19 protein-coding genes are annotated in these 15,964 nt (G+C 66.6%); 9 read left to right on the forward strand and 10 right to left on the reverse strand.

From position 1 onward, the window contains the following. Nucleotides 1-77: 77 nt before the first annotated feature. A complete protein-coding gene (locus AY578_RS14750) occupies nucleotides 78-839 on the forward strand; it encodes a phosphoglyceromutase (RefSeq protein WP_019523965.1) in 762 nt (253 codons plus the stop codon). A gap of 80 nt (nucleotides 840-919) precedes the next feature. Here AY578_RS14750 and AY578_RS14755 read toward each other — a convergent pair whose 3' ends face one another. The 10 genes from AY578_RS14755 to AY578_RS14800 all read right to left on the reverse strand — a co-directional run bounded on the left by AY578_RS14755 (nucleotide 920) and on the right by AY578_RS14800 (nucleotide 7,945). Further along, nucleotides 920-2,167, reverse strand: a complete 1,248-nt coding sequence (locus AY578_RS14755) for a tyrosine-type recombinase/integrase (RefSeq protein ID WP_258902608.1) — start codon at nucleotides 2,165-2,167, stop codon at nucleotides 920-922. Continuing rightward, entirely contained in the window at nucleotides 2,167-2,406 is a 240-nt protein-coding gene (locus tag AY578_RS14760; RefSeq protein ID WP_093845636.1) for a helix-turn-helix transcriptional regulator, read from the reverse strand. The genes AY578_RS14755 and AY578_RS14760 overlap by 1 nt, the downstream gene beginning before the upstream one ends. Continuing rightward, nucleotides 2,399-3,694: a replication initiator gene (locus AY578_RS14765; protein ID WP_258902609.1), complete on the reverse strand. Its 1,296-nt coding sequence runs from the start codon at nucleotides 3,692-3,694 to the stop codon at nucleotides 2,399-2,401. The genes AY578_RS14760 and AY578_RS14765 overlap by 8 nt, the downstream gene beginning before the upstream one ends. Before the next feature lie 153 nt (nucleotides 3,695-3,847). Beyond that, nucleotides 3,848-4,093, reverse strand: coding sequence for a SpdD protein (locus AY578_RS14770; protein WP_129839395.1), 246 nt, complete (start codon nucleotides 4,091-4,093; stop codon nucleotides 3,848-3,850). Between the two features lie 25 nt (nucleotides 4,094-4,118). Then, complete coding sequence (locus AY578_RS14775; RefSeq protein ID WP_109539118.1) at nucleotides 4,119-4,313, reverse strand: hypothetical protein; 195 nt, start codon at nucleotides 4,311-4,313, stop codon at nucleotides 4,119-4,121. Nucleotides 4,314-4,328: 15 nt separating this feature from the next. Further along, the gene (locus AY578_RS14780) at nucleotides 4,329-4,520 is read right to left on the reverse strand and encodes a mobile element transfer protein (protein ID WP_129839397.1); all 192 of its coding nucleotides are present in this window, start codon (nucleotides 4,518-4,520) and stop codon (nucleotides 4,329-4,331) included. A 12-nt stretch (nucleotides 4,521-4,532) separates the two neighbouring features. Beyond that, nucleotides 4,533-5,180: a DUF2637 domain-containing protein gene (locus AY578_RS14785; protein WP_258902612.1), complete on the reverse strand. Its 648-nt coding sequence runs from the start codon at nucleotides 5,178-5,180 to the stop codon at nucleotides 4,533-4,535. A gap of 88 nt (nucleotides 5,181-5,268) precedes the next feature. Beyond that, nucleotides 5,269-6,648 (reverse strand): FtsK/SpoIIIE domain-containing protein, encoded by a 1,380-nt coding sequence (locus tag AY578_RS14790; RefSeq protein WP_258902613.1) that lies wholly within the window; start codon nucleotides 6,646-6,648, stop codon nucleotides 5,269-5,271. Then, a complete protein-coding gene (locus tag AY578_RS14795; RefSeq protein ID WP_258902614.1) occupies nucleotides 6,648-7,004 on the reverse strand; it encodes an SCO3933 family regulatory protein in 357 nt (118 codons plus the stop codon). The genes AY578_RS14790 and AY578_RS14795 overlap by 1 nt, the downstream gene beginning before the upstream one ends. A gap of 155 nt (nucleotides 7,005-7,159) precedes the next feature. After that, entirely contained in the window at nucleotides 7,160-7,945 is a 786-nt protein-coding gene (locus AY578_RS14800; RefSeq protein ID WP_258902615.1) for a GntR family transcriptional regulator, read from the reverse strand. 107 nt (nucleotides 7,946-8,052) lie between these two features. Here AY578_RS14800 and AY578_RS14805 point away from each other — a divergent pair, with 107 nt between their 5' ends. The 8 genes from AY578_RS14805 (at nucleotide 8,053) to AY578_RS14840 (ending at nucleotide 15,905) form a co-directional block, all read left to right on the forward strand. Next, nucleotides 8,053-8,460 (forward strand): NUDIX hydrolase, encoded by a 408-nt coding sequence (locus AY578_RS14805; protein WP_093769033.1) that lies wholly within the window; start codon nucleotides 8,053-8,055, stop codon nucleotides 8,458-8,460. A 46-nt stretch (nucleotides 8,461-8,506) separates the two neighbouring features. Then, a complete protein-coding gene (locus tag AY578_RS14810) occupies nucleotides 8,507-8,938 on the forward strand; it encodes an ATP-binding protein (protein WP_258902617.1) in 432 nt (143 codons plus the stop codon). Nucleotides 8,939-9,093: 155 nt separating this feature from the next. After that, complete coding sequence (locus tag AY578_RS14815; RefSeq protein ID WP_258902619.1) at nucleotides 9,094-9,279, forward strand: hypothetical protein; 186 nt, start codon at nucleotides 9,094-9,096, stop codon at nucleotides 9,277-9,279. Continuing rightward, a complete protein-coding gene (locus AY578_RS14820; protein WP_258902620.1) occupies nucleotides 9,276-9,674 on the forward strand; it encodes a hypothetical protein in 399 nt (132 codons plus the stop codon). Before AY578_RS14815 ends, AY578_RS14820 begins: the two co-directional genes overlap by 4 nt. Nucleotides 9,675-9,706: 32 nt before the next feature. Next, a complete protein-coding gene (locus tag AY578_RS14825) occupies nucleotides 9,707-10,663 on the forward strand; it encodes an IS481 family transposase (protein ID WP_258902621.1) in 957 nt (318 codons plus the stop codon). 1,341 nt (nucleotides 10,664-12,004) lie between these two features. Continuing rightward, nucleotides 12,005-13,393, forward strand: a complete 1,389-nt coding sequence (locus tag AY578_RS14830) for a 3'-5' exonuclease (RefSeq protein ID WP_258902622.1) — start codon at nucleotides 12,005-12,007, stop codon at nucleotides 13,391-13,393. Continuing rightward, nucleotides 13,390-14,091 (forward strand): DarT ssDNA thymidine ADP-ribosyltransferase family protein, encoded by a 702-nt coding sequence (locus AY578_RS14835; protein ID WP_258902623.1) that lies wholly within the window; start codon nucleotides 13,390-13,392, stop codon nucleotides 14,089-14,091. The genes AY578_RS14830 and AY578_RS14835 overlap by 4 nt, the downstream gene beginning before the upstream one ends. Next, nucleotides 14,073-15,905 (forward strand): ADP-ribosylglycohydrolase family protein, encoded by a 1,833-nt coding sequence (locus AY578_RS14840; protein ID WP_258902625.1) that lies wholly within the window; start codon nucleotides 14,073-14,075, stop codon nucleotides 15,903-15,905. Before AY578_RS14835 ends, AY578_RS14840 begins: the two co-directional genes overlap by 19 nt. Nucleotides 15,906-15,964: the final 59 nt, after the last annotated feature.

Below are 15,964 nucleotides of genomic sequence, written 5' to 3' on the forward strand. Positions count from 1 at the left end.
ATTAACAGATCCCGTCAAGCGTCCGCCAGGCGGGCAGGGCGCGCGGGCCGTGCGGGGCGTCGATTACGCTCGGGCACATGGCCGACGCACCGTACAAGCTGATCCTCCTCCGCCACGGCGAGAGCGAGTGGAACGAGAAGAACCTGTTCACCGGCTGGGTGGACGTCAACCTCACCGCGAAGGGCGAGAAGGAGGCGACGCGCGGCGGCGAGCTGCTCAAGGACGCCGGCCTGCTGCCCGACGTGCTCCACACCTCGCTCCAGAAGCGCGCGATCCGCACGGCCCAGCTCGCGCTGGAGGCCGCAGACCGCCTCTGGATCCCGGTCAGCCGCAGCTGGCGCCTGAACGAGCGTCACTACGGCGCCCTCCAGGGCAAGGACAAGGCGCAGACGCTCGCGGAGTTCGGCGAGGAGCAGTTCATGCTGTGGCGCCGTTCCTACGACACCCCGCCGCCGCCGCTCGACCGCGACGCCGAGTACTCCCAGTTCAACGACCCGCGCTACGCGACCCTCCCGCCGGAGCTGCGTCCGCAGACGGAGTGCCTGAAGGACGTCGTCGTCCGCATGCTGCCGTACTGGTTCGACTCGGTCGTCCCGGACCTCCTGTCCGGCCGCACGGTCCTGATCGCCGCCCACGGCAACAGCCTCCGCGCGCTGGTCAAGCACCTGGACGGCATCTCGGACGCCGACATCGCGGGCCTCAACATCCCGACGGGCATCCCGCTGTACTACGAGCTGGACTCCGACTTCAAGCCGGTCACGCCGGGCGGCAAGTACCTCGACCCGGAGGCGGCGGCTGCGGCGATCGAGGCTGTGAAGAACCAGGGCAAGAAGAAGTAAGCCCGCACGAATAGGCCCCCTACCTGCGGTTTCTCCGCGAGTAGGGGGCTTGTCTTTGTCTCTGGGCCGTCTCTGGGCCGTCAGGTGCTGGACGGCTCCGACCGGGCCGTGTCGAAGATGGCGGCCACCGCCTTGCGGGTGCGCTCCTGGCTGGACGGCATCAGGTGCGCGTACACGCGGAGCGTCAAGCCCGGGTCCGAGTGCCCCAGGTACTCGGCAAGAGCTTTGATGTTCTCGCCCGCGTCCAGGAGCACCGAGGCGTAGAAGTGGCGGAGGGCGTGCATGCCGTTCTCGCGCGACTCCGCGTACGGTCGACCTCGCTTGGGCACAGGGATGACGCCAGCCGCAGCCAGCGCTGGCTTCCACGCCTCCTCATTGAGCGACGTACGCCAGACGTGCCCGCCGCGCGGCCCGGTGAAGATGAGCCGCTTGGTCACCGGAGGACCGTCGGCGACCTTCCACGGCAAGGTGATCTCGACCGGCGGGAACCGCTTCATGTGCGCCCGCAGCGCATCGGCGACGGGACCAGGAAGCGGCACGTCCCGCAGCTTGCCGCCCTTCGGCGGCGCGAACACCGGCTTGCTGCGGCTCAACTTCAGTTGTTGGACCACGTGGAGCGTGTCCGAGGCGAAGTCGATCGCATCGACGGCCACGCCTAGGATCTCGCCCTGGCGAAGCCCGCAGCCGCCGCCCAGGTCGACCATGGCTTGATAGCGCTCGGGCATGGCGGCCCGGACGGCGAAGACCCGCTCAGGCGTCCAGGGCACGATGCGCTTGTTGTCGACGGTCGGCGGGCGGACGGAGCGAGCTGCACAAGGGTTCCGGGGAAGGTGCCCGTCGTCCACGGCCGCGCTGAGCGCTGCGCGCACGTTGGAGTAGATCGTCCGGGCGTACGACCCGCGGATGCCGTTCTCCTGCAACTGCCGCACCCAGTCCCGGATGTGCGCCGGCTGGAAGGAGCCGAGCGGACGCGAGCCGAGGTAGGGGAAGGCGTGCAGCCGTAGTTGCGACTCCATCGAGGCCTGGGTGTTCGGGTCGGCGCCCTGTGTGGCGACCCAGCGCTCGGCGTATTGCTGGAAGGTGATCCGGGCGGCGCGCGGGTCGATGTACTGCCCGCGCGCCATGTCCGCCTCGATGTGCGCCAGCCACTGATCAGCGAGCCGCTTCTGACGGTCGGGGAAGCTCTTGGACTTCTCCGTACCGTCCGGGCCGACGTAACGAGCGCGGTAGCGCTGACCGGACCCGTAGCGCTCAGTCTTGACCCTGCGCGCCTTCCCATCCGGGCCGGTCTCGGTCCGGTACCACCGGTCCTGGATGTGCCCAGCCATCAGGCAACAGCCCCTTCCCGCAGGGACTCGACCCAGGCTTGGACGTCCGCAGGGTCGTAGCGCAGGTGCCGGCCGACCCGGAAGCCACGGGGTCCGGTGCGCTTGCGGCGCCACTGGTAGACCGTCTCGACGCTGGGCAGGTCGAACATCGCCACGAGGTCGTCAGGAGTCAGGTACCGCGACGGCAGGCCACGCGGCTCGGAGGCCGCTTCTGCGACAGCGAGGCGTCGGCTACCCATGGGTGGGTTCTCCTTCCGTTCCGGGGGCGGGTTCGAGGGTTTCGGCGAGCCAGGCTTCGGCGTCGGTGAGGCCGGTTCCGGCGTAGACCCAGTGCGCGAGGACGAGGGTCGTGTCCGGGTCGGTCCCGTTCGCTGCCATGGCCTGTGCGCGGCGCCATTCGGCGCGGGCGTCGCGGAGGGCGCCGAGGGTGGTGGAGTAGCGGCGGGACTTGGTGGAGAAGTGGCCGCGGAAGCCGAGCATGTGGGCCCAGGCCCGCAGGCGGAGGTGTTCGAGGTCCTTGCGGGCGCCGAGGGTCCAGGCGGTGCGGATGAGCCGGCGGGCGTGGTCGCTGATGTCGAGCTGGGCGAGTTCGGCGAGGAACCTCAGCGGCCGGTCGAGAGCTCCCGTGGCGGTCTCGGCGCCCTTGGTGGCGTACTTGGCGATGTAGGCGGCGACGGCCCGTTCGGTCAGTTCCTGGCCGCCGTCAAATTCGGCCGAGCGGATGGTGCGGACGTCGAGCTGTCGGCCGAAGGCGAAGGCGTGGGCCCGGCCGTCGAGGACTGGGCCGTCCACGCGGGCGGCGGTGGCGGCGGCCCGGATGGCGTCGGTCAGCAACTCGGCGGTGGCCCAGGCGGGAGGCGGGGTGTCGCCGCCCTCGGGGCCGTCGATGCGGATGACGGCGTGGAAGTGGACGGCCCCGCGCTTCTGGTACTCGGCGACCTTGGCGAAGGACACCCGGGCGTACTCGCGGAAGGCCCGCTGGGTGAGGCCGGCGCGCTTGGCGACCTCCCGGCGCAGGTAGATCGAGAAGCGCCGCCACAGCAGACCGGCGTGCGCGTTCCAGAGCACGGCCGCTTCGTAGTCGTAGGTGTCCGGGTCGAGCGGGGTGCCGAGGGCGGGGTCGTCCTGGTCGTGGAGCGCGCCGCAGCGGCAACGGCGGACCGAACCGGCCGGGCCGGTGGGGCGGTTGTGGACCGGGCCGAAGCCGGGTGCGGTGAAGGTGGCGAAGACGCGCGGGTGGGCGGCGACGCGTTCGGGGACGCCCTTGCCGCCGCGCAGTCCGGAGGTGATCAGGTGGAAGGTGTCGCGGCGGTACACCTCGGCGCAGGCCGCGCACCGGGTGGTGCGGCGGTTGTTGCAGCGGACCAGGAGGTGACCGGCCGGGAGGTTGGAGGAGTCGAGGTGGTGGAGGACGTTGCCGATCTCGCCGGTGCGGGTGTCGACGGCGTACTCGGTGCGGTGGCCGTCGAGGCGGATCGGGTGCGTGCAGCCGCCGAGGCCGGCGAGTTGGCGCAGGAGTGCGGGCATGGTGCCGAGGGCGGCCAGTTCGCCGAGTTCGTGGAGCGGGGGCGGAGTGGCGCGGGTGATGATGGCTTTCTCCTTCTGGTTCGGCTGGAGGGAGACGGCCCCCGGGGCGGCGGATGCTTGGCGGTATCGAGGCCGCCCCGGGGGTCCGGTGCGTCAGCGGCGGTGCTGGTCGCGGAGCAGCGAGCGCAGGACCACGGCGGCGACGGCCACAGAGACGGCCGTGACGGCGACGGCGGCCAGGAGCGCGGTCAGCACGACGCCGCCGACGAGGACGGCCGCGACCGCTCCGGTGCTGACGGAGATCTGAGGGACCGGCCGCCGAGCGGGCATCTGGTCGACCACGGTGTGGGGGTGCGCGGGCGGCGGCGTCGGGCTGTCGGGGTACTTGGGCAGGAACACGGCGCAGCTCTCCTTACCTACTCGTCTAGTCATGTGAGCCGTTGACGATGTCCACGCCAGAACGCGTGCCGGACTCGATGGCGGGGGCCAGGAAGGTGTCCGAGAGCCAGAAGCCGAAGAGGGCGATCAGGACGACGATCCATGTGCGGACGCCGAGGAACTTGACCGCTCCCCAGGCGAAGAGGCCGAGGAGGACGACGAGCGGCAGGCTGACGGTCACGGTGTACGGGTCCTTTCAACGGACGGGGCAGCTGTGGGTACGGGCGGCCAGTTCGGCGGCGGCGCGGCTGTCGTAGTCGGCGGAGAAGCCGCAGCGCGGGGCTGTACAGGCGGCGGTGTGCTTCTCCCGGCCGCGGCCGTCGTAGGACGTGCCGACCTGGACGGGGCCGATGCGGGTGACGGAGCGGAAACGCCGGTTGGCGCTCACGTGGGTCTCCTCTCAGAGCTGGGCAGCGATGGCGTCGGCCATGGGCGGCGGGACGCCGAGGCGGGCGCGCAGGGTCGGGGGGTCGATGGCCGTTCCGGTGCGGGCGTGGTGCTCGGCGGCGACTTTGCGGGCGTGCTCGACCAGGGCGGCCGGGACGGCGACCGGCGGCGGAACCGGTACCGGATCGACTGCCGGAGGCGCCGGGAGTTCCGGTGTGGGATCGGGCGCGTCCTCCTGGTCCTCGATGTCCTCGGGCGTCTCCTGTCCCACGGCGTCACTGGTCTCGTCGTGCGTGGTCGGCGACGAGTGGACGAGGAGGGTTCCGCCGAGGAAGGCGACCGCGGGCCAGCCCGCGACGAGGATGCGGAGCCAGGTCGGCACGTGGTCCAGGTCGAGCAGTCCGGCGGTGGCGACGTTCGCGCCCAGGGACGCGGCGAGGGCGATCAGGAACCAGCACCACCCGGCCGCTTTCGCGTCGCCGGACCGCAGTCGACGCCAGGCGGCGACGAGCAGCAGGTCGACCGAGACGGGATAGGCCCACGCCTTCCACCCGTCCTGTCCGGCCGCCGAGGCGACGTCGTGCAGGTGGGCGAAGGACAGCGCGGCGGCGATGACCGCTTGGACGAGCACCGCGTCGACGCGGGCCAGGTGGGCGCGCATGCTGCGGCTCCTTCCGGATTCGGGCATGGGAGGGGTAGAGACATGGCGTGAGGCGGTCACGCTGACCGGGGATGCATGCGAACGCGGGTCAGTCGGTCACCGGGCGGGGCCGCACGACCGGGCTCGGTGCCTCGACGGGCGGCCGTACGGGCACCTCGGGCCGGAAGGGCTTGAGCGCGGGCAGGTCAGGGACCAGGTGGGCCGACTCGCGGCAGGTCTCGGCGGCGTCGCCGAGGGAGAGGTACGGCGTGCGGATGCGGGACCAGCCGCCGGAGGTGTCACCGGCCACGGCGAGGCCGGGCCGTTCGGGGGCGATGGCGCAGGCGGCCGAGACCGCCTCGGGGGCGATGTCGCCGAGCGCCATCTTGGCGGAGGCTTCGTCGTTGACGCGGTGGCAGACGCGGCCGGTCAACTGGGCCCGCAGCATGGTCGCGCCCTTGCCGAGTTCGGCGCCGAAGCGCTGGCCGCAGACCTCCAAGTAGATGCCGGCGGCCCGGCCGAGCTGGGCGAGCCGGATGAGCTGGGTGACCATCTCGTCCCGGCGTTCCTCGTCCTTCTTCGTCGCGACGAGGAAGAGTTCGGCCACCTCGTCAACGAACAGCACGACAGGCGCCGGGCGTTCATGCTCGGGCAGGCCCCAGATGTCGGAGGTGATCTCCTCGTCCGGCATGCTCGGCGCGATGCCCTGCCGAGCCTTGATCAGGTCGTACCGGTCCTCCATTTCCTTGATGAGCACGGGCAGCAGCTCGGCGGCCTGCTCCGGGTCGGTGGCGAGCGCCGACAGGCGCGGGGCGAAGGGCGCCAGTTCCACGCCCCGTTTGCAGTCGATGCCGACCAGGGCGACGGGTTGGCGGGCGAGGCCGGCGACGAGGTGACGCAGGTACATGGACTTGCCGGACAGCGTGGCGCCGAGGGTGAGTTGGTGCGGCACGGTGCGGTAGTCGCGTACGAATGGAGTGGCGTCCTCGCGCAGCGCGACCGGCACCCGGAGGATGTCCGGGCGGAGCTTCCGCGGCATACGCACCCGCCGCAGCACGTCGAAGCCGACGAGCCGCAGTTCGACCACGCCCGGCTTGATCGTGGTCACGTAGACGGCGTGGACGCCCCAGGCGTGCCGCAGCCGTTCGGCGGAGGCGGCCACGTCGGCGGGTTCCTGCCCCGGGGCGAGCCTCAGGCGGACCCGCAGTCCCGTCGTGGTCGGGCGGATGACCCCCCGGCTCGGCGGTACGGGCCGGACCTCACGGCGGGTGGTGGCCTTGACTGCCAGGACCCGCAGCCGGGAGGGGGCCACGGTCAGCCCGCACGCCTCCATGACGGAGCCGTAGGAGCTGAGCAGTCGGACTGTGGACACCGGTAAGCCGACCATGGACCAGTAGACGCCGGGGTGTCGCGCCCGGGCGTAGGCGGCCCCACCGCCGAGCGCGGCGACGGGACCTCCCACCTCCAGAAGCGTTGCCAGGTCGGTCATCAGGCCGACGCCCCCATGGCGGCCGGGAAGGCGGCCGGAGTGACGGCGGCGGCCCGGAAGGCGATGCCGTGCCGCTGCTGGCCGTTGAACACGCTCTCCCACGGCCGTGCGACCAGGCCCGGCAGCGAGACCGGGGCACCGAGGGCGAGCCCTTCCGACACCCCGCTCTCCGGAACGGTCACCTTGATCAGGGACGACTCCCCCTCCTCGATGTACACGACGCCGATGGTCATCAGCGCCTCACCGCTGACGGCGTCCTTCGCGATCTCGCCCGACTGCCGGTCGCGGACCTTGGGCTCGGGCGCCTCGGTCAGCAGGATCGTCGCGGCCGAGGACTCCACACGGATGGTGCGCAAGGTTTCTCCCCATCTACTCGTCTAGACAAGATGCATCCTTCGAACCCAGCGGCGCCGGGAACGGGATCACCTTGCCACACAACTTGCCCACTCGTCTATACGAGTATGCGTGTCGGTGTGTACGAGTCCGGAGAAGTGGCCTCGCGCACCGCCGATCAGGTCGCCGGAAGCTGGTAGGAGAGGACGTAGGCGTCGGCCGCCATCACCGTGTCGCAGACCTCCACGGCCCGTCCCGAAGTGTCGAAGGCGGTACGGATCAGGTGGATCACCGGCACGCCGGAGGCCAGTTGCAGCGTCTTCACCTCGGATGGCGAAGGCATCCGGGCCCGGATCTCCTCCTCGAAGTGGTCGAGCTGGTGGCCCAGTTCCTCGAGACGGGCGTAGATGCCGCCGGGGCCCGGGTTGGGCTCGGCGATCTGCGTACCGCGGGCGATGTCGAGCGGGAGGTAGGACGTGGCGAACTCGACCGGCCGGCCGTCGAGCAGGTACCGGCGACGCCGGGCGAGCACGCGCCGCACGGAGCCGAGCCGGGTGGAGATGTCCTGACTGGCCTTCTCCTCCTTCACCTCCAGACTGTCCACGGTGGGGTGACTGCCGGCGGCGTCGGCCTCCACGATGAATGCGGACTTGCCCTGCTCGCGGTGGCGCCGGGCGAATCGGTCGGAGGCGAGGCGGCGCACCGGAGGCCGAGGCCGGACGAAGACGCCCCTGCCGTGCTCGGCGTGCACCAGGCCCTCGCCCTGGAGGATCGAGAAGGAGTTCCGGACCGTCATCCGGGAAACCCCGTAGTGCTCGACCAGCTCAGCCTCGGAGGGCAGCTTCTCCCCTTCCTTGAATCGCCCACGGTCGATGGCCTCGCGCAGCTGGTCGGCGATCTGCCGGAAGACCGCACGATCACTGGTCGGGTCGAGGCCGCCGAGAATGCTCGGTAGAGACGCCATGCGTACTCCTTTAGGTATCTAGACGAGTGGGCGAGTGTTGTTGCTACGGTGGAGAGCCTAGTCAGCCGAGAGGGCCGAGGAACGTGAGCACAGAACGCCCGCACTCCGTGAGCGTCGCCGGGGTCATCGTCGATGACCAAGGCCGGGCCCTCCTGATCAAGCGCCGCGACAACGGCCACTGGGAACCCCCGGGCGGAGTCCTCGAACGCGAGGAGACCATCCCCGAGGCCCTTCAGCGCGAAGTCCTCGAAGAGACCGGCATCAAGATCGAGCTTCCCGCGACCCTGACCGGTGTCTACAAGAACATGACGGGCCTGATCGTCTCCCTCGTCTTCCGCTGCCAGGCGGCCGACGGCACTCCCACCACGGGGGACGAGACCCGCGCCCTGCACTGGGCCACCCGCGAAGAAGTCATCGAACTCACCGACGAGGCGTACGCGATCCGCGTGCTTGACGCACTCGACGCGGCGTCCCCGCCGGCCGTCCGCGCCCATGACGGCGTGAAACTCGTCTAGCCCGAACCCGCTGCACATGGCGGCCTACCAGCATGAAGGAACTTGTATGCACGAGTATACGAGTAGCGCCCGGGTCTGGGGGCTCAGTTGCCCAGGTTTCCCGGAAGAGGTCAGCAGGGTCCGCCGCTGGACCCGCGACATCCTGCGGGGATCGCCGTTGGCCGAGGACGCCGAGCTGATCGTCAGCGAGCTGAGCGCGAACGCGATCCTCCACACGGCCAGCGGCCAGGCATCCGGCACCTTCCATCTGGCCCTCGCGGTCTCCCCGCAGGGGATCGCCCTGTCCGTCACGGACGACGGAGGCACCGGCACGGCGCCGAAGGTCGAGCACCAGGACCAGGAGGCGGAGCACGGCCGGGGCCTGGGCATGGTCATCGCGCTCGCTCACCGGGTCGTCGTCCACGGCAGCCATGGCGGCCACACGGTCACCGCGGAACTCTTCACCGATGCCGACCCGGCAGGAGGGCGCCCGTGCTGACGTCCACTCCTCCCGCAGCGCTGAGCACAGGCAGCCAGCCCCTCCCCTACCGATGCCGGGCCGCCGCCTACCCGTTGAACGAGGTCCGTTCCATCCCCCTGGGATCACACGACGCCACGAGCCCACGCCTGGCACTGCGCTGGTTACGCGAGCGCATGCAGCACCTCACCGACCAGCTCGACGCCGCATACGCACAGCCGGGCCTGCACTGGCTGACGGACGAGGCCGAACACGAACGGGCCCTCGCCTACCTGACCGGTGGCACGGGGTACCAACTCACCCTCTACGACGAGAGCACCCGCTACGTGCTGTTGGCCTACCCGGCGGGAGCGACCTCATGAACGGGCCCACCCGCGGCTACTGGTGCGAATGCTGGACCGAGGAAGTCACCAGCGCAGGAGGGTCGGTGCGCCTGGCATCGTTCGACGCGTACTCGGCACCCCAGGCAGACCGATGGGTCGCCATCGCTCTCCGCACCATCTCACCGGCGCTCGACTCCGACGCGTCGGAGGAAGCGTGGACGTGGCTGTACGAAGAGCGCGCCGAGACCCGCAGAGCCCTGATGCGCTCCGAGCCCTGCACGGTGACCATCACCCATGCCGACGTCCGCATCACCTGGACGATCCGACCAGTGATCTTCCTGCCCCTCGCACACCGGCAGGACGCCGAACTCCCCTCATGCGCACGAAGCTTTTTAAGCCCCACCGCGCAGTCTAAAACTGCCGATCATCGTTGACACCTGGGTCTCCGATCACTACGGAGATCCACATGTCGAAGTCCACCCCCACCATCCCGCCGCTTGACCGTGAGGCCAAGCGGCGCCTGGCCGTCATACGCCACGTCGAAGAGGTCAGCGGGAACGTTGCGATGTCCTGCCGCTACTTCGGCATCTCGCGGGCGTACTACACCTGGTACCGCCGCTACCAGGCCGAGGGCGTCGACGGCCTGCGCACCCGTTCCAAGGCACCCAAACACAGCCCCAATGCGACACACGTCGAGGTAGTCGGGAAGATCATCTATCTGAGGCAGAACTACCACTTCGGGCCCGAGAAGATCGCGATGTACCTCAAGCGGTACCACGACGTCACCATCAGCAAGTCCGGCGTCTGGCGGATACTCAACCGCCTGGACATGGGCCGCCTGCCGGCCTCGCAGCGCTACAAGCGCCACGACCGCAGATGGAAGCGGTACGAGAAGCAGCTGCCCGGCCACCGCGTGCAGATCGACGTGAAGTTCATCGAGCCCCTCGCCTCGATGCCCCAGGGCCGCCGCGGCGGACGCAACAAGTACTTCCAGTTCACTGCCATCGACGACTGCACCCGGCTTCGCGTCCTACGGATCTATCCGACCTTGAACCAGGCGACCGCGATCCAGTTCCTGGACTACGTCATCCAGCGCCTGCCGTTCCAGGTCGAGGTCATCCAGACGGACAACGGCGCGGAGTTCCAGTCCGCCTTCCACTGGCACGTGCTGGACAAGGGCATCGCCCACACCTACATCAAGCCCCGCACCCCACGGTTGAACGGCAAAGTTGAGCGCTCTCACCGTATCGACGCCGAGGAGTTCTACCGGCCCCTCGACGGCGTCATCATCGACGACGCCGAGGTCTTCAACGACAAGCTGCGCGAGTGGGAGGACTACTACAACTACCATCGCCCCCACGGCGGCCTCGGCGGCCAGACCCCCTACGAACGCCTCAAGCAGAAGACCACGACCCAGGCGTAATCGGTGATCGTCAGTTGCACAAAGCCCCACCGCGCAGACTGAGTTACAACTTTCTCTACTGGTTCAAGGGCCCGCGCGAGGCGCGGGCTGGCCCCTTGGGCTCGGCCCCTCCGCGCCTTCGGCGCCGGGGCCGGCCCATGGGGCCGCAGCAAAGCAACGGCCCGAGAGTAGAGCCCGCATAGCGCAGTGACCGTCAAGGGAAATGCCTCCGGCGGGGGATCGGCCGGCACCGGGATGGAGAGAGCGCCGTCGCCGACCGCGGGTCCGTAGCGGCGTGCGTGGGGAGCTCCCATCCCGTCCACCGTCGACCCAGGCAGAGCCGAGCAGACGCGGCCCAGGGGCGTCAAGGTCGTTCGTACAGTGGCGCGCTCCACCTTGACGCCCCTGAACCACGCCCGCTCCACGGTGTGTGGGTCGACGGCGGACGGGATGGGAGCTGAGGAACGTGGTGGGTTAGGGAGACCACAGAGCCTGCTGCTCCCAACGACCCGCGAAAGAAAGGCTCTTCTTCAGCCTCCGCCCAGCGGTCTTCACACCTGGGAGTGGGTATCTACCGAACCCAACGGCGTGCAAGCAACAGCGGAGGGACGGGCAGCATCTGCAAGCGTCCGGGCGGACACACCAGTTCACTTGGCACAGCGAGACATCCCTCACACCAAAACAGCGCCTACCTGCATGAACCGATCAACTGTGGCACGGGGTGACGCCGCCGTAATCAGCAGCGTTGCTTGTGGGGCTGACGAACCGGCCGCCGCCAGCGGCACGCAGTGTCTCGCGCAAGTATGACTATCCGTCAGCTATGTCCCGTAACCTGATTGCCGTAAGGCTGCCTTCGATGTGAAGGCAGCCTTGGCAGCTCCAGCGCAGGTGCGGCCGCCGAGGGCGTGAACGACAAGGGAGTCAAGTTGCTGCGGTGCGAAGTCATCCTCGTCCAGCGCCAGCAGCCCTGCCGGCGCTGTAAATGCCGCATCAAGGCGAGCCAACTGAGGAGGAGTTCGGTGCCACCCCCATAGAACAGTCGATACGCACCTTCGCCTTGGAGAGCTTCCGCTGACGCACCGACCGACTGCTGGCGACCTCACGTCTGTTACGGGACTCACGCTCAGCGAGCGTCTTGGGGGAGGTCGCAGGACCCCAGGTACGACCGACGTCACAGTTGAGGGCGCCTCCGTCCGTCGTCGTAGTTGAACCCCGCCCATGGAGCGGCTCAGCGCGGCATGATCAAGTCACATTCGGCTCGCGGGCTATACACAGAAGGTAAGCCCCAGGTTGGATTCGAGCCGGGTACCGCAACCAGATTTTGCAGTGCGTGCACACCCGCATGGATCTACGGGAGAAATCATGGGATTGCCGACCCTGGTCGGGCGTCAGCCTCACGTCGCATACCTGCCAAGTACGGGCCATCAGGTCGTCCTGGGGACAGCTGGTACTGGCAAAACGTTGATGGCGATCGTACGTGCCCTATACCTATCCAACCCGCAGGTCAGCGGATCTGGCAGGACACTGGTAGTTACGTACAACAACTCATTGGCGTCGTATCTATCGCACTTGGCAGAAGGCGCCTCCTCTGAGATCGACATCCGCACCTACGGGCGTTTCTCCCGCGGCTATCTGGCCAGCCTTGGGCATATGAAAACGTGGAATGACATTGCTGGCGCGTGGCGTCGACGCGCCCTTATCACTTCAGCAGTCAACAGAGTTTCAACGGGCTACCGGCCTCATCAATTCTTCTCGCGTGACACTGACTGGTTCCAGGATGAGCTCGCCTGGATCACGGGCATGGGAATCCGATCGCGAGAAGATTACCTCGCTGCCGAGCGACTGGGCCGGAAAACGCCACTCACCTCACCTTTTCGTGAGATCGTATGGAAGATCCTGGAGGAGTATCGCGATCTGCGAACCGCAGCGGGCCATCAGTACGACTGGACAGACATCGGCATGGCGGTTCGGGACCACCTCGCTACTGACAGCAGACCCCGCTTGTACCGACACGTCATCATTGATGAGGGGCAAGACCTTGCCCCGGAGGAAATCCGTTCACTGGTTGATGCTGTGGATCCAGACGGATCAATCACCTTCTTTGGCGACTACGCTCAGCAGATTTACGGACAAGCCATGTCTTGGAGAGCCTGTGGCTTGCAAGTACGACACATCGAACAGTTCAAGGATAATTACCGGAACTCGACCGCCATCGCTGAAGTGGCCATCGCGCTGAGTTCCATGCCGTTCTTCGGCAAGGTTGATGACCTTGTAGCACCTGTAGCACCGAGGTCTATCGGCCCCAAACCAACTCTCGTAGAATGCACAGACGAAGCGCAGGAAATCGCCATAATCCAAGATGCCGCAAAGCGCCTCGGGTCAGTCGGCACCGTTGCTATTGTCGCACGCACATGGGCGGACGTTAACCGGGCTTGTCGCGGCCTCCAGGTGAAGCAAATCAAAGAGGATAAGCACTTCTGGACGGACGCTCCCGGCATTTATTGCACTACGTATCACTCCGCGAAGGGACTGGAGTTCGACGCGGTACTCATGCCGTTTTGCGGAGCCAACAAGATGCCCCTGCCCGACGTGGTTAAAGCCTTCGGAGCAGGCGACGCCGCCGAGAGGGAGTCTAAGCTCCTTTACGTCGCGATCACCCGAGCAAAGTCTGACCTGCTGATCACTTATAGCGGCGAGAAGACCGCGCTTCTCCCTAGCGACCCTAACCTTTTTGTTCAGGTGAATCCATGATCAACGATGCGGCGATGGAACTCCGTGACGCTCTCGCTCAGAGCGGAGCCACGCGGCTTGCGCATTTCACCCCGGCACGGAACCTCTTCCACATCTTGCAGGACGGCGCCATCCGAAGCAGTGCAGACCTCGCCGAGGCGGCACCGGACCACTATGATCCGACGGATCGCCACAGATTCGACAGAAACCCCGACAAAGTGTGCTGCACTTTCCAGTATCCTAATGGATACTACTTGGATAAGGCGCGCAATAAGTCGGATTTTCAGAATTATCCTGACTGGGTCTGCATCTTCTTGGACGTTGAACTCGCCCTCAGGCCGGGTGCATTGTTTGCGCCGTGCAACGCTGCCAAGCAGTCGGGTGCCTACCTACAACCAGGGGCATCCGCCCTTGCGGCATGCTTCGCTGCGGTCAGCGATGGTTACAGACGAGGTCCACGCCACGCGACAGGGGCTGCCACGAACCTGCAGGCAGAGGTACTAGTCCCCGGGCCGATCGACATCAGTCACGTCAAGACCATTGTTGTACCGAGTGCGGATGCGGCGGCCAACGAGTGGGAGCGGTTGAAGCTCCTCAACCTCGACCCGAACCGCTTCCAGTGGACCGTAGCGTCAGTCCTGTTTGATAGGAACAGCCTCAGCACGAGTGTCCGCTATGGCCATCCCATCCACGAGACGCCATGGACACCACCAGCCTGATGGAGCAACACATGAGCCTTGCAAGGTCGGCTGACCTCCTAGACCGCAGCCGCGGGCTGTTGGTCGGGGCTGCGGCAGGTGACGCCCTCGGGTGGCCTCAGGAGCAGCGCAGCGGCATCGTTGGAGGCCGAAAGGCCCGCGAGACGCCACCAACCATGGCCTTTCGGGCATGGAATCGTTGGAGCGGTGCCCTGTATGCGAAGTACGAAGATGCAGTGGCGGCCGGCGAGTACAGCGACGACACTCAGCTCTTGCTCGCTACCGCACGGGCCTGCTTGCACGGGGGGGCATGGTGGTCCTGGCTGACCGACGTTGAGCTACCCGCCTGGCCTTTGTATCAAAGGGGCGGCGGTAGGGCGGTACTGACGGCATGCCGTTCATGGCAGAGCGCGACGCCACCATGGCACGGACCGGAGAAGAAGGTCCGCGCTTACTTCGCCGCCGGCGCTAATGGAGTGGCTATGCGGATCGCGCCACATGCGCTGGCAACGCTTGATGACCAGTCCTCTAAACAACTGGTCACTCGGGTTTTGATGGATGGCATCCTCACACACGGACATCCGCGCGCTCTGCTCGGCGGAGTGGTCTACGCTCTTGCCGTTCGCCACACTTTGCTACACGAAGGCGCCATGGAATATGGCGACCTGCTTGATGCCATAACAAGTGAGCCTATCTGGGCGAATGCAGATCATGCCGCCAGCTCGTTTCCGATCGAGTGGCTGGAGGCTTTCGAGGAAAGTTCCAACACCGGATTTTTGATCTCTTGGAGGAACACTGTTCAAGAGATGCATGACCTTCTTCATGTTGCCAAGCAATCCCTGGAGCGCGCCGCCCTAGCCGACGATGAGCGAACGCTGCGAGAACTCGGGTGCTTCGATCCAAAGCGGAACGGCTCTGGCACAATCACGGCAGCTGCCGCCATTTATCTGGCGTCTCGCTTCTCCGTGCGTCCTTCGATGGGGCTTTTGCGTTCGGCCTTTCTTGCACACGCAGACACGGACACCCTCGCATCGATGACCGGAGCGCTCCTGGGTGCTCTGCACGGCTCTGAGTGGCTAGCAGCACTGTCTCGAACACTGCAAGACAGGCCATACATCGAGCAGCTCTCGCGCTCGCTGATTGCAGACCATACTGAACTATCCGTAGACGACCAAGCCAGAAGAGTAAGTCCCACAACCTGGATGCAGTCCCTGGTTTCCACACAAGACGTACCTACTCTTTTCGATGGACGGCCGATTCAATCGATCAAGAGAGAGCACGTTCGCGATACCGAAGCCGTTCAGGTAACAAGGTATCGGGTCGTCACGACTGACGGCCAGTCGCTCGTCATCGATAACGTGGTACGCAATAGAAAGGGGTCCTCTGCGCCGAAAGCTCGGGTGGCGCAGATGCCAGAAGACAGTTCAACGGCCAAGCCAAAAAAGGAAGAATCCCCAAGGAATCGAAGTTCGGAAGTAACTCGTGTAGCTATCTATGTCTCAAACCTAGCGCGGTCTCGTTGGTTCTATAGCGAGGTGCTAGGAATCGACGTTGGTGGAACCAATCGACTTTTCTACATCAGTCCTTGGATCGCTGTACTTCCCAAGACTGAAGACTCCACGCAAAGTCATGGACACGCCCTGCAGATCACGGTAGCGACGTCGCATCCTGACTACATTTCTGCCATGGTCGAGAAGCATGGGATTCCGGTGATCGCGCCCGGGCCGCGAGACATTCCCGGATCTTTGAGAGTACTGGACCCTGACGGGCATGAGGTACTCGTTTGGCCAAGCAATAGCCCTCACCGACACTCAATTCCATCGTCCAAGGATTGAGTTCCGTAGGAGCGCATAACGCTCCGGCCCCCGCTGGACTGGGTACCACGCGCGGTCGA

It is taken from the genome of Streptomyces thermocarboxydus (genome assembly GCF_024760485.1).
GTDB classification, from domain to species: domain Bacteria; phylum Actinomycetota; class Actinomycetes; order Streptomycetales; family Streptomycetaceae; genus Streptomyces; species Streptomyces cellulosae.

Excerpts from the sequence above, each read along its gene's own strand:
- AY578_RS14800 (WP_258902615.1), bottom strand. The coding sequence starts at position 7,945 with ATGGCGTCTCTACCGAGCATTCTCGGCGGCCTCGACCCGACCAGTGAT.
- AY578_RS14785 (WP_258902612.1), bottom strand. The coding sequence starts at position 5,180 with ATGCGCGCCCACCTGGCCCGCGTCGACGCGGTGCTCGTCCAAGCGGTC.
- AY578_RS14810 (WP_258902617.1), top strand. The coding sequence starts at position 8,507 with ATGCACGAGTATACGAGTAGCGCCCGGGTCTGGGGGCTCAGTTGCCCA.
- AY578_RS14790 (WP_258902613.1), bottom strand. The coding sequence starts at position 6,648 with ATGACCGACCTGGCAACGCTTCTGGAGGTGGGAGGTCCCGTCGCCGCG.
- AY578_RS14835 (WP_258902623.1), top strand. The coding sequence starts at position 13,390 with ATGATCAACGATGCGGCGATGGAACTCCGTGACGCTCTCGCTCAGAGC.
- AY578_RS14820 (WP_258902620.1), top strand. The coding sequence starts at position 9,276 with ATGAACGGGCCCACCCGCGGCTACTGGTGCGAATGCTGGACCGAGGAA.
- AY578_RS14825 (WP_258902621.1), top strand. The coding sequence starts at position 9,707 with ATGTCGAAGTCCACCCCCACCATCCCGCCGCTTGACCGTGAGGCCAAG.
- AY578_RS14760 (WP_093845636.1), bottom strand. The coding sequence starts at position 2,406 with ATGGGTAGCCGACGCCTCGCTGTCGCAGAAGCGGCCTCCGAGCCGCGT.
- AY578_RS14750 (WP_019523965.1), top strand. The coding sequence starts at position 78 with ATGGCCGACGCACCGTACAAGCTGATCCTCCTCCGCCACGGCGAGAGC.
- AY578_RS14755 (WP_258902608.1), bottom strand. The coding sequence starts at position 2,167 with ATGGCTGGGCACATCCAGGACCGGTGGTACCGGACCGAGACCGGCCCG.
- AY578_RS14840 (WP_258902625.1), top strand. The coding sequence starts at position 14,073 with ATGGACACCACCAGCCTGATGGAGCAACACATGAGCCTTGCAAGGTCG.
- AY578_RS14765 (WP_258902609.1), bottom strand. The coding sequence starts at position 3,694 with ATGCCCGCACTCCTGCGCCAACTCGCCGGCCTCGGCGGCTGCACGCAC.
- AY578_RS14815 (WP_258902619.1), top strand. The coding sequence starts at position 9,094 with ATGCAGCACCTCACCGACCAGCTCGACGCCGCATACGCACAGCCGGGC.
- AY578_RS14830 (WP_258902622.1), top strand. The coding sequence starts at position 12,005 with ATGGGATTGCCGACCCTGGTCGGGCGTCAGCCTCACGTCGCATACCTG.